Here is a 17,921-nt window from a genome sequence, read left to right as displayed (position 1 = left end):
CACGGCCCGTCGATCGGTCCGTGGCGGTGCGACACCAAAACTGCCGCTAACGCCCGTCCATCAAACGCCAGCAGCTATGCATTGAATAGTCACGGGCGCTGCACCACTTTCACCCGTGCATTCGGTGCCTCGCCGAACATCTCGGGCGCATACAGTGCCTCGACGCGGCTGGGCGGCAGCGCAAAGTCGCCCGCATTGTTCACGCGCACGGTGTACTGCATCGTCACCGTGCCCTTGGGCAGGTACTCGTAGTAGCTGCGGAAGGACTCGAAGCCGCGTTCCTCGAACGCGGGCCAGCCCCGGCCCTCGCGCTTTTCGCCCTGCGTGGCGATCTCGGAGTCGCGTCCCAGGCCGCTGCCCAGGATGGTCGCCCCTGCCGGGATGGGATCGGTGATCGCCACCCAGGTCATGTCGGCCGTACTGGTCACCTCCAGCGTCACGCGCAGCACGTCGCCGCGCGAGTAGCTGCCCGCGGGCAGTGCCTTGTCGGCCTGCTCAACCGGCGTGACCGTGCGCTTGAGGGTGTAGCCCGCGCTGAACGGCTGCTGGCGCGGCACGGCCGCCACCGACTGCAGCGTGAGCCACGGCTTGCCCGGCCCCTGGTGCGTGACCACGAGCGGCTGCGCCGCGCCAGCGCCCGTGCCCCACGGCAGGAACATGCCGTTGTTCTTGAGCATGCCGGGCGCCGCTGGCGCGCCGAACCAGCGGGTCTGGTGCGCGGCGCCCGTGGCGTCGCTGGCCTTGGCCGGCTCCACCTTGGCCCAGTCCACGCTGGCGCTGTGGCCGCCGAGCGTGGCGCGGGTGGTGCCGGCCACCGGCGTGGACTCGAAACGGGCGCTGAACTTCTCCAGCGCCAGCCCGCCCCACAGGTTGGCCGTGGTGGTGTGCCATGCGCCGCCCTGCTGGCGCGCGATGAAGCCGCTGGCCAGGCGCCCCATGTCGTCCTTCCACGCGGGGTCGTCCAGCACGGCCAGCATGAGGCGCGCGGTGTTCACGTCGCCGTTCTGCATCAGCCACCACCAGTAGTCCTGCTGCTCGGTGCTGAACAGCAGCTTGGTGCCCTGGTAGGACAGGCGGCCCTTGAGGATCTGCATCGCCTCGGCCAGGCGCTGCTCGCGCTGCGGCACACCCTGCACCCGCTTGAGTACGTTGACCCAGTCGATCACCGCATGCGTGGGCCACTGGTTGGGCGCGATGGTGATGCTCTCCAACAGCCGCGCCGGGGCATGGCCCGTGCGCGACAGCGCCTCGATGGCCGCCAGCTTGCGCAGGTCCAGATCCTTGCGCGGGCTCCAGAAGTCGCGCTGGATGCGCCCTTCCACGAAGGCCGTCAGCCCGCGCTCCATGGCCTCGCGCACTTCGACAGGCAGCGTGAACTCGGGGTACAGCGCGGCCGCTTCGTGCGTGGCGGCCAGCAGGTAGGCGGTGAGCGTGTCGCTGCCCCGGTTCGCGCTGCCTTCGCTCGGCGGGAAGTAATAGGCCAGGCCGTCGCCGTCCAGGTAGGTGGGCATCTGCGCGGCCACGCTGCGCCACAGTGCGGCATCGCGCAGGCCGATGGCCTTGCTGGCCTTTTGCTCCAGGCAGGCGAACGGGTAGTTGGCCCACCAGTCGCGCACGCCGGGCAGGCCCTCGGCCAGCCGGGGCTGCAGCGCCAGCTTGAGGCCGCCGCGCCCCTGCAGCGCACCGGCGGGCGGCGCCGCCTCGGTCTGGAAGCTGCCGTCCAGCTGCACCAGCGTGGCCTGCTGCACGGCCAGCGGCACGGCCGGCACCAGCCGCTGGGTCACCTTGAGCGCATCGCGCGCGCCGCTCACCGTATCGCGCGCCTCGATCTCCCACAGCAGCGCCTGGGCACGCGTCTGGGCCAGCTGCGCGGGCGCGGTGACGGACCACGCCACCTCGCGCGACTCGCCTGCGGGGATCTCCACGGTCTGCTGGTCCAGCTGCAGCAGCGTGGCACGCGGCGTGACCTCGACCTTCATCGCCGCCTTGGTGGTGTTGCGCAGCGTGAGCTGCGCGCGGAACTGGTCTTCCTCGCGCACCAGCGGCGGCAGGCCGCTGATGATCTGCAGGTCCTGCGTGGCGCGGATCTGCGTGGCACCGGTGCCGAACAGGCCCGTTCCCGCATCCGCCACCGCTACCACCTTGAAGGTGGTGAGCGCGTCGTTAAGCGGCACGGTCACCTGCGCCCGGCCGTTCGCGTCCAGCTGAATGGCGGGCCGCCACAGCAGCAGCGTGTCCAGCAGCTCGCGCGTGGCCGTGTGGCCGCCGCCGCCGCCCGCAGGCACGGCCTTCTTGCCGTAGTGGCGCCGGCCGATGATCTCCATCTGCGCGGTGGAAGTCTCCACACCCCACGCCCGGCGCTGCAGCATGGCCTCCAGCAGGTTCCAGCTGGTGTTGGGCATCAGCTCCAGCAGCGCCTGGTCCACGGCGGCCAGCGCCACCTCGGCGCCGGCAGCGGGCTTGCCGTCCGGCAGCGTGGCGGTGATGGTGACCTGCGCCTTGCCGCGCACCGGGTAGCTGTCCTTGTCGGCCTTGACCTGCACCGCGATCTGGTGCGCGGCATGGCCCACACGCAGCTCGGCCACGCCCAGCCGGTAGGCGGGCTTGGACAGGTCCACCATGGCCGTGGGGGCGACGTACTCGCGGCCCTCGTACCAGAAGGCGTTCCACCATTCGCGCGGCGCCTTGAAGCCCCAGGTGAAGAAGCTGTACCAGGGCACCTCGCGCAGACGCCCGCGCAGCGCCAGCACGCTCACGTAGACGTTGGGGCTCCAGTCCTGCCCGATCTGTACCTGCACCGTGGGGTCCTGGCCATTGAGCTGCACCACGCGCGTGTCGATGATGCCCTCGCGTTCCACGCTGACCAGCGCCGTGGCATGGCGAAACGGCATGCGCACCTGCAGCCGCGCCGTCTCGCCGGGCTGGTAGCTCTTTTTCTCGGGCAGCACGTCGATGCGGTCATGGTCCTCGCCGCCAAACCACAGCTCGCCGCGCCGCGTGACCCAGACGGAGGACGCGGCCTGGGCCTCGTTGCCGTCCTTGTCGCGCGCGGTGACCACCAGCTCCACCTCGCCGGGCTCGTCCAGCTTGGCGTCGCACAGCAGCAGGCCGCGGCTGTCGCTTTTGCCGGTGCACACGGTGCCCAGGTCCTTGGTCTCGGTCTTGTTGTCGTAGCTGTAAAAGCCTCCCACCATGCGCTTGCGGCTGGTGGTGGTGACATGCGCGATGGCCTGCACGGCCAGGGGCACACCGGCCTGGGGCTGGCCCTGCAGCGACAGCGCCAGCGCCTGGAAGCGCACGCGGCTCGCAGCCGATGCCCAGCCCTCGGTCTTCACGCCCGCCACCACGGCGGCCGGCCACAGCGTGTGCGTGCTGCGCACCGTCTGCACCTCGCCATTGGGGTCGGCATAGGTGGCCTCCAGCACCAGGTCCTGCGCCTGGCGGGCCGGGGGCAGTTCTTCGATGGTCACGCGACCCGCGCCGCTCTTGTCCAGCGTGAGCGCCAGCTTGTCGGCCACCACGCGCGTGTCCTGCCGCGCCGCGGGCTCCTCGTCGTCATCGTCCGCCTGCGCGCCGCGCTTGCGGGGCGGCTGGAAGCTGAAGGCGTCGAAGTCGCCGAACTGCAGGAACTTGCCGCGCACCATGGCCGACACCCGCACTGGCAACTGGCCGGCAGGGCCGCCAGACACGTAGCCCACCCGCACGTCGGCCGGCACCGAGCGCACGCGCACCAGCGGCTTGCTGTCCGCGGGCGCGATACGCCCTTCCAGCACCGGCAGGCGGAACTCCTCCACGCGGAAGCTCCCGGACTCGAACGAGCGCTCGCCCCCATTGACGTCAGTGCCGCGCAGTTCCACCTGGTACAGGCCCAGCTTGGCCGCCGGCGGCACCGCGAACTCGCTGGTGGCCGACAGACCGCCCGTGCCCGTCTTGCGCCACTGCAACGGCTGGGTGAACTGCTGGCCGCTGCCGACGTGGGTGATCGCCAGTTCCGACGGCCGCTCCTGCGGCAGCGCAAAGCCCTGACGGTTCTGCAGGCGCAGCACGTGCTTCATGGACACGGTCTCGCCCGCGCGCAGCAGCGTGCGGTCGAAGATGGTGTGGGCCACGGTATCCGGGCGCGGGTCGCTGCTGGTGGGCAGGTTGAAACGCCAGGGCTCGATGCCGCGCTGCCAGTCGCTCCAGGCAAAGGCCAGATCCTCCACCCCGTCCGCGCCGCGGTGGCGCGCGCTCACGAAGTAGGCCTGCGAGCCATCGCCGTAGTCGTCGTAGCCGTCTGCGTCGCCGCAGCGCGGCGGCTCGGGCGACAGTCCGTCAAAGCGCGCAATACCCTGCGCATCGGTCTGCGCCTGGGCCAGCAGGCGGCCCCGGCAATCGGACACGCGCACGCTCGCGCCCTGCACGGGCTGCCCCTTGTCCAGCGTGGTCACCCAGGCCAGCGCGTTCTCGCGGCCCAGCTTGAAATGCACGCCCAGGTTGGTCACCAGCGCCGCCGTGCGCACATACATGGTGCGGCCGGCGCCGTGGCGCTCGTCCAGCAACGCGCCGCCCAGCGCCTGCGACGCCACCTCCACCACATGGAAACCCGGCGCCAGCGGTATGCCCACGACCTCGAACGGCCGCGGGTCCGCTGCCGCGGCGCGGGGCAGCTCCAGCGCCTTGGCGCCGCTCTGGCCGGCCAGCAGCGACAGCATGCGGGTCTGCACGTACTCCTTGTTCTCCTGCCCCTGCAGCGGCTGGGGCAGTGTGCTCACGCCGTCCCGGCGGGCCTGCCCACGCTCCACCAGCGCGCCGTGGTAGCGGCGCACCTTGCGCATCCAGGCGACGATCTCCGCATCGCCGCCGGGCTGCAGCGTGCGCACCCGGCCTGCCGGCGCCTCGGGGGTGGACGCGGGTTGCAGGCCCTGCACGCGCAGCGCGGGTTCCACCTTGCGCAGCGTCACGGGCAGCAGCGCGGGCGGGTGGTCCTCGGCCGGGCCTTCGGCAAAGCGCTCGACGATGCCAAAAGGCGCCGCCGCAAACTTGGCCAGCGGCGGCATGCCGCCCGTGGCCACCTTGAGCGGGAAACTCGCCGCATTGCGCGGCGCGCGCCCCGCGGCATCGCGAAAGTCCGCCGGCAGCTCCACCGTGAAGGACGTGCTCTCGGCCAGCGGCACGCCGAAGCGCACGGCGTTCACCAGCGTGTCGCCCGGCTGCGCGGCCGTGCCCTCCCCTTCGCCCTCAAAACGCGGCAGCAGCGTCTCGTAGCTGGACTTCAGACGTATGCCCGCCGCCACCTTGCGCGACACGGGTGCGTTGAACGACAGCACCATGGGGCGGATCGGCAGGCACGCGGCCTGGGCGTTCTCGCGCTCACACTGGAACTCCACGGCAAAGGGCTCGCGCACCTGGAAGGCAAAGCGCTTTTCCACCGTGTTCGCCACGCCGCTGGGCGTGGCCACGCCCTTGCCGAAGACGAGCTGCATGCGCGTGCCCGAGGTCAGGCGGCGGTTGCATGCCAACGTGGCGTATTGCAGCGGCGCCTGCGCGGCGCGCTTGTCCAGCCCGAGGGCCTTGAGGATGTCGCCGCGCTGCGCACCTTCGACCAGGCGCACAGGCACGCGCTCGCCCACGCCGTCCAGCGCGCACCAGGCATGGCTGCGCAGGCTGTCCTGCGTGGCCGCGCCGTTCAGTTGCAGCACGAACACCTGCTCCTCGTCGATGGACTGGTAGGTGCCGGGCAGGATGCGCTGGACAAACGGGCCGCCACTATTGAATTGATAGCTTTTCGCGCCCGACAGCTCTGCGCCAGAGGCCGATTTGAACCCCGACCTGGCGGTGGCCGTGCAGCGCACGCCCGGCGGCAGGTCGCGCGCGAAGTCGAACACCCATTCGCGCTCGCCCGTCCAGCGGCCCGTGCCCTTGGCCGCATCGGCGTCGCTGCACTGCACCGTGAAGGGAGCCGGCGCCTGTGGGTCGCCAAAGCGCACGGCGGCCGCGTCAAACCGCGCCACCACCTGGCGCACCTGCGCCACCTCGCCCTGGGGCGAAAAGCTGCTCACCTGCAGCGCCTGCGCGCCGCCCGCCAGCAGTGCGCCACCCGCGGCAACCCACCGTATCCATGTATTCAAGAGATCCCCCCTGCAGTGCTTTGGCCGAGCGTATCAAAGCGCTCCATGCGCCACGCGGCTGTTGCATGCGCTTACAGGCTGGGCAGACACCGTCCCGCGCGGTGGCGCATGACGACGCGCAAAGGGGCGCAAGTCCTACCCAGGCGCCGCAAAACCGCGCGAAACATGGCGGCTCGCCGCAGCGCGGCACCGTGCAACACCCACCGCCATTTCGCCCAAGGAGCGTCCATGCCACGAACCCCCGCCACCAAGCAACCCCTACCCGCCCGCCAGGCCGCGGCCCATGCGGACAGCTACCGCGGCCATGCCGGAGAACTGCAGCAGCAGGCCGCCGGCCAGCACCCGGTGCTGACCACCCAGCAGGGCATTGCCGTGCCCGACAACCAGAACACCCTGCGCCCCTCGCCGCATGGGCCAGCGCTGCTGGAAGACTTCATCCTGCGCGAGAAGATCACCCACTTCGACCACGAGCGCATTCCCGAGCGCGTGGTGCACGCGCGCGGCTCCGCGGCGCACGGTTTCTTCGAGCTCACGCACTCCCTCGCGGACTACACCACGGCACGGGTACTGACCGAAGTCGGCACGCGCACGCCCGTGTTCACGCGCTTTTCCACGGTGGCCGGTGGCGCCGGATCGGTGGACACACCGCGCGACGTGCGGGGCTTTGCCGTGAAGTTCTACACGCCCGAGGGCAACTGGGACCTGGTGGGCAACAACATCCCGGTGTTCTTCATCCAGGACGCGATGAAGTTCCCCGACCTCGTGCACGCCGTGAAGATGGAGCCCGACCGCGCCTTCCCGCAGGCCGCCAGCGCGCACGACACGTTCTGGGACTTCATCTCGCTCATGCCCGAATCCATGCACATGGTGATGTGGATCATGAGCGACCGCACCATTCCGCGCAGCCTGCGCATGATCGAGGGCTTTGGCGTGCACAGCTTCCGGCTGGTGAATGCCGCGGGTGAGAGCACATTCGTCAAGTTCCACTGGCGGCCCAAGCTGGGCATTCAGTCCACCGTGTGGGACGAGGCGATGAAGCTGCAGGCAGCGGACAACGACTTCCACCGCCGCGACCTGTTCGAGGCCATCGAGGCGGGCGACTACCCCGAGTGGGAGCTGTCCGTGCAGCTGTTCACCGAGGAAGAGGCCGGCACGTTCCCCTTCGACCACCTGGACGCGACCAAGCTCATCCCCGAAGAGCTGGTGCCGCTGCGGCCCATCGGGCGCATGGTGCTCAACCGCTGGCCCGACAACTTCTTCGCCGAGACCGAGCAGGTCGCCTTCTGCCCGGCCAACCTGCCGCCGGGCATCGACTTCAGCAACGACCCGCTGCTACAGGGGCGCCTGTTCAGCTACCTGGACACGCAACTGCTGCGCCTGGGCGGCCCCAACTTCGTGCAGATCCCCATCAACGCGCCCAAGTGCCCCTTCGCCCACAACCAGCGCGACGGCCACATGCAGATGCTCGTGCCGCAGGGCCGCGTGAACTACGAGCCCAGCAGCCTGCAGGCCGACTCGCCCCGCGCATCGCAGGCGGCGGGTTTTCGGCACGTGGCGCAGACCGACGAGGGCAGCGGCAAGGGGCGCATCCGCCCCGAGAGCTTTGCCGACCACTACAGCCAGGCGCGCATGTTCTACCGCAGCCAGAGCCCGCTGGAGCAGGCGCACCTGGCGTCGGCGCTGGTGTTCGAGCTGTCCAAGGTACAGACGCTGCATGTGCGCGAAGGCGTGGTGGGCCATCTGCTGCACATCGATACGGAGTTGGCGCAGCGCGTGGCCGATGGCCTGGCGCTGCCGCAGCTGCCGCCCGCCCCCCCGCTGGCCGTGCCGGTGCAGGACCTGCCGCCCTCGCCCGCCCTGCGCATCATCGACCGCATGAAGCCCACGCTGCAGGGCCGCTGCGTGGGCATTCTGGTGGCCGACGGCTCCAACGGCACTACCGTGGCCAACCTGCGCAAGGCGCTGGAGAAGGCGGGCGCGCAGGTGAAGATCGTCGCGCCCAAGGTGGGTGGCGCGCTGCTCAAGGACGGCACGCAGTTGCCTGCCGACGGGCAGCTGGCAGGCACGCCGTCGGCGGTGTTCGACGCGGTGGCCTCGGTGCTCTCGCCGGAGATGGGCGCGCAGCTGGCGCGCGAGGCCGTGGCGGTGGACTGGTTCCGCGACGCCTTCGGCCACCTCAAGGCCATCGCTGCCTGCAAGGGCACGCAGGCCATCCTGCAGGCCGGCGGCATCGAACCCGACGCGGGCGTGGTGGACCCGGCCGACGCGCAGGGCTTCATCGCCGCCGCGCAGACGCGCCAGTGGGCGCGCGAGCCGCAGGTGCGCACGCTGGCGTGAACGCGGGCCTGCGCTGGCCTGCGGGGCAGCGGCCGGGGTGCGCCCCTACCGCGCCCCTACCGCGCCCCTACCGCGCGGCTACTGCACGCCTACTGCGCCGTGAAGCCGCTGTTGCGGATGATGCGTGCCCAGGCTGCGGTGTAGGCCTTCTGGCGCGCGGCCAGTTGCCCGGGCGCCATGTGGCCCACGGTGAGACCCAGGGTGGTGAGCTGCTCATGCACCGCGGGCTGCGCCAGCACCTGCGCCAGTGCGGCGGAGAACTGCGCGATGAAAGCGCCGGGCGTGCCGGCCGGCGCGTAGATGCCGTAGTACGGCAGGTCCTCGAAGCCCTTGAGGCCCAGTTCGTCGAACGTGGGCACATCGGGCAGCGCGGCCTGGCGCTGCGTGCCCAGCACGCCCACCACGCGCAGCTTGCCGCCGCGGTGGTGCTCGATGAAGTCCTGCACCGATCCCACGCCCGCCGCGATCTGGTTGCCCAGCATGTCGCCGATCATGGGCGCGCTGCCGCGGTAGGGCGCGGCCACCAAGTCCAGCCGGTACTTGCGGCCCAGCAGCTTGACCAGAAACTCCGGCGTGGACGCCGGCGCCGGCACGCCCACCGCGCCCTGGCCGCCCCGCGTGGCCTGGAGCCACTGCACATACTCGTTGAACGAACGCGCGGGCGTGCCGCCCGAAACGGCGAACGCGTTCACGAAGGTGGCAAAGCCCGCCACCGGAACGAAGTCGCTCACCGGGTCGAAGCCGGGGTTCTTCACCACCAGCGGCAGGATGGAGATGGTGTGGTCGTGCGTGAGGAACAGCGTGGTTCCGTCGGCCGGCGCGGCCTTGAGCACCTGCGCCGCGATCTGCCCGCCCGCGCCGGGGCGGTTGTCCACCACCACGGGGATGCCCAGCACGTCCTTGAGCTTGTCGGCCAGCAGGCGGGCGATGGCATCCGAGCCGCCTCCGGGCGGAAAGCCCACCAGGATGCGCACCGGCTTGGTGCCGTCGGCCCAGGCGGGCAACGCCGGCAGCACGCTGGCGGCAAGGGCGCTGGCCAGCAGGTGGCGGCGGTGCAGGTTCATGGTGGCTCTCCTGGGGCGGCAGGGCGATACAAATTCAGGAGCTGCTCGCGCCTGCCAGTAAAGCGGTTCAGCATCAAAACATACTGAAAACCGCTTACATCAAGCGCTGACAGCTCCTATTTTTGATGAGCAATCAGGCGGACAGCCGCGCACGGTGGCGCGCCAGCTGCGTGCGCACCTGCGCGGGCGCGGTGCCGCCCAGGGTGTTGCGCGCGTTCAGCGAGCCCTGCAGGCTCAGGGCATCGAACACGTCCTTCTCGATCGCCGGGTGAAAGCCCTGCAGAACGGCCAGCGGCAGCTCCGACAGGTCCACGCTGTGCGACACCGCGGCCTTCACCGCGTGGGCCACGGTCTCGTGCGCGTCGCGGAACGGCAGGCCCTTCTTGACGAGGTAGTCAGCCAGGTCGGTCGCCGTGGCGTAGCCCTTGAGCGCCGCGGCGCGCATGGCCTCGGCGTTCACGGTGATGCCGCCGTCCTTGCAGCCGGTGGCGGGGTTCATCTGGCCGCCGATCATCTCGGCGAAGATGCGCAGCGTGTCTTTCAGCGTGTCCACTGTGTCGAACAGCGGCTCCTTGTCTTCCTGGTTGTCCTTGTTGTAGGCCAGGGGCTGGCCCTTCATCAGCGTGATCAGGCCCATCAGGTGGCCCACCACGCGGCCGGTCTTGCCGCGCGCCAGCTCCGGCACGTCGGGGTTCTTCTTCTGCGGCATGATCGACGAGCCGGTGGTGAAGCGGTCGGCGATCTTGATGAAGCCGAAGTTCTGGCTCATCCAGATGATGAGTTCTTCGGACATGCGGCTCACGTGCACCATGCACAGGCTGGCGGCGGCCGTGAACTCGATGGCGAAGTCGCGGTCGCTCACGCCGTCCAGGCTGTTCTGGCACACGCCCTCCATGCCCAGCGTCTTGGCCACGCGCTCGCGGTCCAGCGGGTAGGTGGTGCCGGCCAGCGCGGCGGAGCCCAGCGGCAGCACGTTCACGCGGCGGCGCACGTCGCGCATGCGCTCGGCATCGCGTGCAAACATCTCCACGTAAGCCAGCAGGTGGTGCGCAAAGCTCACGGGCTGCGCCACCTGCAGGTGGGTGAAGCCGGGCAGGATCACCTCGACGTTCTGCTCGGCCACCTCGACCAGCGACAGCTGCAGCTCGCTCAGCAGGCCCTCGATCAGGTCGATCTCGCCGCGCAGCCACAGGCGCACGTCGGTGGCCACCTGGTCGTTGCGGCTGCGGCCGGTGTGCAGGCGCTTGCCGGCGTCGCCCACCAGCTGGGTCAGGCGCGCCTCGATGTTCAGGTGCACGTCCTCCAGGTCCAGCTTCCACTCGAACGCGCCGGACGCGATCTCCTGCGTGATCTGGGCCATGCCCTTCTGAATGTCGGCGTGGTCCTGCGCGCTGATGATGCCCTGCGCGGCCAGCATCTCGGCATGGGCCAGGCTGCCCGCGATGTCGGCCTGCCACAGGCGCTTGTCGAAGAACACGCTCGACGTATAGCGCTTGACCAGATCGCTCATGGGCTCGGAGAACAAGGCCGACCAGGCCTGGGCCTTGGTGGCGAGCTGGTCGTGGGACGGTTGCGAGGCGGAAGAAGAGGACATGGGGGCAATAATCCGGGGGTTTCGACACCCGGAACGCCCGGATGCCGCAATGCAAGAGACGCAAATTTTATCGACCCGCCCCGCCGCCCTGCCCGAAGCCGCACCGCGCAGTGCGGTACGCGGCCGCGCGCTGGTGTTCGACGCCTGCCAGGTGGGCGTGGTGCTGCGCGCCGTGCTGTTCGTGGAACTGGTGCTGGGCGTGGGCGCCTTGTTCGGCGCGGGCAGCCTGGCGGAATGGCTGGCGCGCCTGGCGTTGCTCACGGGCGGCGCGCTGCCGGCCACCCTCGCCTGGCTGATCACGGCCTGCAGCCTCAAGACGGCGCTGCAGCGCCTGCAGGAGCCGCTGCAGTACGCCGCCGGCGTGCTGCTGGGCGCACTGGCCGGCCTGCTGGCCTGCGCCATGCTGGCCCTGGCCAGCGGCCCCGCGGGCGCCCCGCCACCGTGGCTGGCCAGCGCCGCCAGCGGCGCGCTGCTGGCGGCGCTGCTGGTCACCGCGCTGAGAATGCGCGCCCGCGCCCGCACGCCCGCCGCCACCACCGCGCGCCTGACCGAGTTGCAGGCGCGCATCCGTCCACACTTCCTGTTCAACACGCTCAACAGCGCCATCGCCCTGGTGCGCGACGAACCCGCCAAGGCCGAGGCGCTGCTGGAAGACCTGAGCGACCTGTTCCGCCACGCCCTGGTGGAGCAGGGCGAGTCCGCCACGCTGGAGGAAGAGATCGTGCTGGCGCGCCGCTACCTGGACATCGAGCAGGTGCGCTTTGGCGAACGCATGCGCGTGCAATGGGTGCTGGATGCGCGCGCCAACGCCGCGCGCCTGCCGCCGCTCTTGCTGCAGCCGCTGGTGGAAAACGCGGTCAAGCACGGCGTGGAGCCCAGCGCGCGCGGGGGCAAGCTGCGCATCGCCACCGAGCGGCGCGGCGGCCGCGTGGTGCTGACCATCACCAACACCCTGCCCACCGATCGCCCCACGGCCGAGGACGCGCCGCGCGGCCACGGCATCGCCCAGGCGAACGTGCGCGACCGCCTGCGCCTGCTGCACGACGTGGACTGCGACTTCAGCGCCGGCGTACAGGGCGGCCTGTACCAGGTGCGCATCTCGCTGCCCGCACCCTGAATCCCCGGGCCACGCGGCACGCCACATCCACTACAGTCGACGCCCCATGCACATCCTGATCGTGGACGACGAACTCCTGGCCCGCAGCCGCCTGCGCACGCTGCTGGCCGACTGCGACCCCCGCCACAGCGTGACGGAGGCCGCGCACGCCGCGGACGCGCTGGCACAGCTGGAGGCCAGCGGCGGCCGCGCGGTGGACGTGGTGCTGCTGGACATCCACATGCCCGGCCAGGACGGCCTGGGACTGGCGCACCACATCCAGCGCCTGCCGCACCCGCCGGCCATCGTGTTCGTGACCGCCCACGCGGACCATGCGCTGTCGGCCTTCGAACTGGATGCCGTGGACTACCTGACCAAGCCCGTGCGCCTGCAGCGCCTGCAGCAGGCACTGGCCAAGGCGCAGCGCGCCGCCGCCCCCAGCGCCGCTCCCACGCGCTCGCCGCTGCCGGCACCCAGCTGCGAGGTGCTGCTGATCCAGGAGCGCGGGCGCACCGAGCGCGTGCCGCTGGACGACGTGCTATTCCTGCGAGCCGAGCAGAAATACGTGACGGTGCGCACCCTCACGCGCAGCTTCGTCATCGACAGCGCGCTGTCCGACCTGGAGGCGCGCCACGCGGGCCACTTTCTGCGCGTGCACCGCAGCACGCTGGTGGCCCGCCGCGCCATGCGCGCGCTGGAGCGCTATTACGACGCCGAGGAGGGCGAAGGCTGGGCCGTGCGCCTGCACGGGCTCACCGAGCCCCTGCCGGTCTCGCGCCGCCAGGTGGCCGGGGTGCGCGAGGCGCTGGCCACGGGTTGATACGGCTGCGGCGTTCCAGGCGCCCACACGCCCGCACCCTCTAAACGCCTGCACCCTCTGCGCGGCCGCCGGCCCTTGGACTGGCGCCGCGGTCCTCCCCGGGCAGGCATGCGCGGCGCGCACACCGGCGAACGCCCTGCCGTGCTCAATGCGCGTGCGCCAGCCCGCTCACAAAGGTCACCACCGCGATGCCGGCCGCCAGCCAGGCGATCTGCGCCAGCGTCTGCGCGGCCGAGAGGCGTTTTTGCAGCTGCGGGATCAGGTCGGCCAGCGCCACGTACACGAAGCTGCTGGAGGCGATGGCCAGGAAATACGGCAGCCCGCCGTCCCACAGCCCCACCAGGTAGTAGCCCACGAGGCCGCCCAGCGCCGTCAGCGCGCCCGCCAGCGAGACCTTGAGCAGCGCCGCGTTGCGGTGGCGGGTGCTGTGGCGCAGCACCACTAGGTCGCCGATATGGTGCGGCACCTCGTGCGCCAGCACCGACAGCGCGGCCACCACGCCCAGCCGCATGTCCGCCATGAAGGCCGAGGCGATCAGCACCCCATCGCCAAAGCAGTGCACGCTGTCGCCGGTCAGCAGCGCCCAGCCGCCATGCCCGTGCTGGCCCGGGCCATGGTGATGGTCGTGCGCGTGGTCAGGGTGGTGGTCGTGGTGGCCCTGGCCATGGATGTGCCGCTCGGACGGGCTGTGCTCATGGCCGTGGTGCCACAGCTCGGCCTTGTCCAGCAGGAAGAAGAACACCAGCCCCAGCAGCAGCGTGGCAAACAGGTCGTGCGCACTGGCCTGGCTCTCGAACGCCTCGGGCAGCAGATGCATGAAGGCGGTCGCCAGCAGCGCGCCCGCGGCCAGGCTCAGCAGGTGGTGCGGCCCCACGCGCCGGCGCGTGCCCATGCCCAGGCGCAGCAGCGCCGCCGCCACCCACACACTGCCAATGCCCGCGGCCAACGTGGCCAGGATGATCGCTATTAATGTCATAGCTGCTTGCGCTTTCTCTTATTGGCCTAGGTGCCAATTTCATTCATTCAAAACCAAACTCTCCGCGCCATCAAAAAAAGCCCCGAAGGGCTTGTGTGCGTGCTGGCTGCCGCGGCTCACGCCACGCCGTGCTGCTTGAACCAGGCCAGCGTGCGCTTCCAGCCGTCCTGCGCGGCTTCCTTGCGAAAGCTCGGGCGGTAGTCGGCATGGAAGGCATGCGGCGCGTCCGGGTAGACCACGAACCGCGAGGCTTTCGCTGCGGCAGACCCTTCTGACAGGGCGCTTTTCATCTTATCAATCGTGTCAAGAGGTATGCCGGCATCTTTTTCGCCATACAGACCCAGCACGGGTGCCTTGAGGATGGGCGCCAGGTCCACGGGGTGCTTGGGATTCAGGGCACTGGCCTGCCCCACCAGACGGCCATACCAGGCCACCCCGGCCTTCACCGGGCCATGCGCGGCGTAGAGCCAGGTGATGCGGCCGCCCCAGCAAAAGCCGGTGATGCCCACGCGCTGGAGGTCACCGCCATGGGCTCCGGCCCATTGCACGGCGCCGTCCAGGTCGGCCATGACCTGGGCATCGGGCACCTTGGACACCAGTTCGCTCATGAGCTTGGCGACTTCACTGTAGGCGCGCGGGTCGCCCTGGCGCGCGAACAGGTCGGGGGCAACGGCAAGGTAGCCCTCGTGCGCCAGGCGGCGGCAAACGTCGGCAATGTATTCGTGCACGCCGAAGATCTCTGAAATCACCAGCACCACGGGCAGCCCCGTCTTGCCCTGCGGCGCCGCGCGGTAGGCGCGCACGTCAAAGCCGTTCACCGCAAAGTGCACCTCCCCCGCCGTGAGCCCGTCGGCCGGGGTGGAGACCGCTGTCTGCGCCATCACCGGCGCGGCCGCGGCGGCATAGCCGGCCCCCAGCATGACGCCCAGCGCGGTGCGGCGGCTGGCGCCCGCTGCCGTGCTACGGCCGGGGACGAGTGCATCGAAGTCGTTCTGGAGATCGCTGTGCATGACGGAGGCTCCTGGCAAAGGGTGGCAAGGGTTGGGGGACGGACGCCCCTCGGCGCTGGCCAGGAGGCATGGCGTGCCAATGTAGCGGCAATGGCCGTTTTGCGCATGCGACCCGCCCGCGCCACCGGGCGACAAGCGCTATCAGTGCGCCTTGTCCCAGTCGGGCCCCACGCCCACTTCGGCCAGCAGCGGTACCTGCAGCTCGGCCACGCCGGCCATCAGGCGCGGGATCTCACGGCGCAGCCAGTCCACCTCGCCCTCGGGCAGCTCGAACACCAGTTCGTCGTGCACCTGCATGATCATGAGCACCTCGGGCTTGCGCGCGTCCAGCTCGCCCTGCACGGCCACCATGGCCTTCTTGATGAGGTCGGCCGCCGTGCCCTGCATGGGCGCGTTGATGGCGGCGCGCTCGGCCGCGCCGCGGCGCGGGCCGTTGGGCGAGTTGATCTCCGGCAGGTACAGGCGCCGGCCGAACACCGTCTCCACGTAGCCGCGCGCCTTGGCCTGGGCCTTGGTCTCTTCCATGTACTGCTTCACGCCGGGGTAGCGCTGGAAGTAGCGGTCGATATAGGCGGCGGCGGCCTTGGTCTCGATGCCCAGGTTCTTGGCCAGGCCGAAACTGCTCATGCCGTAGATCAGGCCGAAGTTGATGACCTTGGCGTAGCGGCGCTGCTCGCTGCTCACCTGGTCCAGCGCCACGCCGAACACCTCGGCCGCCGTGGCGCGGTGCACGTCCAGGCCCTCGCGGAAGGCGTGCAGCAGCGCCTCGTCGCCGCTGATGTGCGCCATGATGCGCAGCTCAATCTGGCTGTAGTCGGCACTGGCAATCACGCGGCCCGCGGGTGCCACGAAGGCCTCGCGCACGCGCCGGCCCTCCGGCGTGCGAATGGGGATGTTCTGCAGGTTGGGCTCGTTGCTGGACAGCCGCCCGGTGACGGCCACGGCCTGCGCGTAGTGGGTGTGGACGCGGCCGGTGCGCGGGTCCGCCAGCGTGCTGAGTTTGTCGGTGTAGGTGCCCTTGAGCTTGCACAGGCTGCGGTGTTCCAGCAGTTTGGCGGGCAGCGGGTAGTCCTCGGCCAGCTTCTCCAGCACCTCTTCGTCGGTGCTGCGCGCGCCGGTGGCGGTCTTCTTCACCACGGGCATGCCCAGCTTGTCGAAGAAGATTTCACCCAATTGCTTGGGCGAGCCCAGGTTGAAGGGCTGGCCGGCGATGGCGTACGCCTCCTGCTCCAGCTGCAGGATGCGCTGGCCCAGCGCGTGGCTCTGGGCGGCCAGCTTGCCCGCGTCGATCAGCACGCCATTGCGCTCGATGCGAAACAAGGTCTCGCTGCAGGCCATCTCCAGCTCGTAGATGCCGCGCAGCTTGTCGTCGGCCTGCAGCTGGGGCCATAGCACGCGGTGCACATCCAGCGTCTGGTCGGAGTCCTCGCACGAGTAGGCCGCAGCCTTGTCCACCGGGACCTGTGCAAACGGGATCTGCTTGGCCCCCTTGCCACACAGGTCTTCGTAGCTGATGCCGGTGCGGCCCGTGTGGCGCTCGGCCAGGCTGGTCAGGCCATGGGGCTTGTGCACTTCCAGCACGTAGCTTTGCAGCATGGTGTCGTGCGCATAGCCGCGCACCTGGATGCCATGGTTGGCGAACACATGTCGGTCGTACTTCACATGCTGGCCCAGCTTGGGGCAGGCCGGATCTTCCAGCCAGGGGCGCAGGCGCTCCAGCACCTCGGCCAAGGGCAGCTGCGGCGGCGCGTCAGGGCCGTTGTGCGCCAGCGGAATGTAAGCGGCGGCTCCGGGCTCGACGCTGAAGGACACGCCCACGATCTCGGCGCGCAACTCGTCCAGCGACGTGGTCTCGGTGTCCAGCGCCGCCAGCGGCGCGGCCTTCAGGCGCGCGAGCCAGCCGTCGAGCTGCTCCCAGGTGAGGATGGTGTCGTAGGTCACCTCGCGCTGCTGCGCCTGCACGGCGACGGCGCTGGCGTCGGGCGTGGCGAAGAGGTCTCCGCTGGCGCCAGCATCCGGCACCACCGCGGACGGCAGCGCGCGTGCCAGGCTCTTGAAGCCATACTTTTGATAAAAATCGCGCAACGCGTCCGCCTGCTCAGCGCCAACAGCTATCGCATCGATAGCAGGCAGACCATCGAGGTGGCCCGCCAGGTCGCAGTCGGTCTTGATGGTGACCAGCGTGCGCGCGGTGGGCAGCCAGTCCAGCGCCCCGCGCAGGTTCTCGCCGGCCACGCCCTTGATGGCGCCCGCGTTGGCCAGCAGCGCATCCAGCGAACCGTATTCCGTGAGCCATTTGGCGGCGGTCTTGGGGCCGACCTTGGGCACGCCGGGCACGTTGTCCACGGCATCGCCCACCAGGGCCTGGTAGTCCACCATGAGCGTCGGGGGCACGCCGAACTCGGCGGTCACGCCGGCCACGTCCCGCTTCTTGCCGTTCATGGTGTCGATGATGGTGATGTGTTCGTTCACCAGCTGGCTCAGGTCCTTGTCGCCGCTGGAGATCACCACCTGCATGCCCTGGCCGGCCGCGGTAGCAGCCAGCGTGCCGATCACGTCGTCGGCCTCCACGCCGGGGATACACAGCACCGGCCAGCCCAGCAGCCGCACCACCTCGTGGATGGGCTCGATCTGCGCACGCAGGTCATCGGGCATGGGCGCGCGGTGCTGCTTGTACTCGGGGTACAGCGCATCGCGAAAAGTGGGGCCGCTGGCATCGAAAACGCAGGCGGCGTAGTCGGCCGGGACTTCTTTCTTGAGCGCCTGCAGCATGTTGATCATGCCGCGGATGGCCCCCGTGGGGGCGCTGGCGGGATCGCCCGGCACGGCGCGCAGGTCGGGCATGGCATGGAATGCGCGGTACAGGTAGCTGGAGCCATCCACCAGCACCAGGGTCTTGGGGCGTGTCATCGGT

9 protein-coding genes are annotated in these 17,921 nt (G+C 70.2%); 3 read left to right on the top strand and 6 right to left on the bottom strand.

Translation table 11 applies throughout. The features are described 5' to 3' along the window. Window positions 1-89: 89 nt before the first annotated feature. Entirely contained in the window at window positions 90-6,110 is a 6,021-nt protein-coding gene (locus MRB47_RS05955) for an alpha-2-macroglobulin family protein (RefSeq protein ID WP_252102187.1), read from the bottom strand. A 228-nt stretch (window positions 6,111-6,338) separates the two neighbouring features. On the opposite strand from MRB47_RS05955, the gene MRB47_RS05950 reads away from it, so the two are divergent. Further along, on the top strand, window positions 6,339-8,447 hold the full coding sequence (locus MRB47_RS05950) for a catalase (RefSeq protein WP_011806429.1): 2,109 nt from the start codon (window positions 6,339-6,341) through the stop codon (window positions 8,445-8,447). Window positions 8,448-8,536: 89 nt separating this feature from the next. Here the strand turns inward: MRB47_RS05950 and MRB47_RS05945 are convergent, their stop codons facing one another. Beyond that, the gene (locus MRB47_RS05945; RefSeq protein ID WP_252102186.1) at window positions 8,537-9,511 is read right to left on the bottom strand and encodes a Bug family tripartite tricarboxylate transporter substrate binding protein; all 975 of its coding nucleotides are present in this window, start codon (window positions 9,509-9,511) and stop codon (window positions 8,537-8,539) included. Window positions 9,512-9,644: 133 nt separating this feature from the next. Continuing rightward, the gene (gene argH, locus MRB47_RS05940; RefSeq protein ID WP_252102185.1) at window positions 9,645-11,105 is read right to left on the bottom strand and encodes an argininosuccinate lyase; all 1,461 of its coding nucleotides are present in this window, start codon (window positions 11,103-11,105) and stop codon (window positions 9,645-9,647) included. 49 nt (window positions 11,106-11,154) lie between these two features. Here argH and MRB47_RS05935 point away from each other — a divergent pair, with 49 nt between their 5' ends. Continuing rightward, entirely contained in the window at window positions 11,155-12,222 is a 1,068-nt protein-coding gene (locus MRB47_RS05935; protein WP_011806432.1) for a sensor histidine kinase, read from the top strand. Between the two features lie 46 nt (window positions 12,223-12,268). After that, complete coding sequence (locus MRB47_RS05930; protein WP_015914004.1) at window positions 12,269-13,021, top strand: LytR/AlgR family response regulator transcription factor; 753 nt, start codon at window positions 12,269-12,271, stop codon at window positions 13,019-13,021. A 145-nt stretch (window positions 13,022-13,166) separates the two neighbouring features. Here MRB47_RS05930 and MRB47_RS05925 read toward each other — a convergent pair whose 3' ends face one another. The 3 genes from MRB47_RS05925 to polA form a co-directional block, all read right to left on the bottom strand. Beyond that, window positions 13,167-13,997, bottom strand: coding sequence for a ZIP family metal transporter (locus tag MRB47_RS05925; protein WP_252102184.1), 831 nt, complete (start codon window positions 13,995-13,997; stop codon window positions 13,167-13,169). A gap of 116 nt (window positions 13,998-14,113) precedes the next feature. Beyond that, the gene (locus MRB47_RS05920; protein ID WP_011806435.1) at window positions 14,114-15,007 is read right to left on the bottom strand and encodes a dienelactone hydrolase family protein; all 894 of its coding nucleotides are present in this window, start codon (window positions 15,005-15,007) and stop codon (window positions 14,114-14,116) included. A gap of 141 nt (window positions 15,008-15,148) precedes the next feature. Next, entirely contained in the window at window positions 15,149-17,917 is a 2,769-nt protein-coding gene (gene polA, locus MRB47_RS05915) for a DNA polymerase I (protein WP_252102183.1), read from the bottom strand. Between the last annotated feature and the right edge of the window lie 4 nt (window positions 17,918-17,921).

It is taken from the genome of Diaphorobacter sp. LI3, assembly GCF_022807955.1.
Taxonomy (GTDB): Bacteria; Pseudomonadota; Gammaproteobacteria; order Burkholderiales; family Burkholderiaceae_C; genus Diaphorobacter; species Diaphorobacter nitroreducens.
Note: the sequence above shows the minus strand (reverse complement) of the source record. Positions and strands in the feature narration are given on the sequence as shown.

What these genes read in the sequence shown, in the direction of transcription:
- MRB47_RS05950 (WP_011806429.1), top strand. Translation starts at nt 6,339, where the DNA reads ATGCCACGAACCCCCGCCACCAAGCAACCCCTACCCGCCCGCCAGGCC.
- MRB47_RS05945 (WP_252102186.1), bottom strand. Translation starts at nt 9,511, where the DNA reads ATGAACCTGCACCGCCGCCACCTGCTGGCCAGCGCCCTTGCCGCCAGC.
- argH (WP_252102185.1), bottom strand. Translation starts at nt 11,105, where the DNA reads ATGTCCTCTTCTTCCGCCTCGCAACCGTCCCACGACCAGCTCGCCACC.
- MRB47_RS05935 (WP_011806432.1), top strand. Translation starts at nt 11,155, where the DNA reads ATGCAAGAGACGCAAATTTTATCGACCCGCCCCGCCGCCCTGCCCGAA.
- MRB47_RS05930 (WP_015914004.1), top strand. Translation starts at nt 12,269, where the DNA reads ATGCACATCCTGATCGTGGACGACGAACTCCTGGCCCGCAGCCGCCTG.
- MRB47_RS05925 (WP_252102184.1), bottom strand. Translation starts at nt 13,997, where the DNA reads ATGACATTAATAGCGATCATCCTGGCCACGTTGGCCGCGGGCATTGGC.
- MRB47_RS05920 (WP_011806435.1), bottom strand. Translation starts at nt 15,007, where the DNA reads ATGCACAGCGATCTCCAGAACGACTTCGATGCACTCGTCCCCGGCCGT.
- polA (WP_252102183.1), bottom strand. Translation starts at nt 17,917, where the DNA reads ATGACACGCCCCAAGACCCTGGTGCTGGTGGATGGCTCCAGCTACCTG.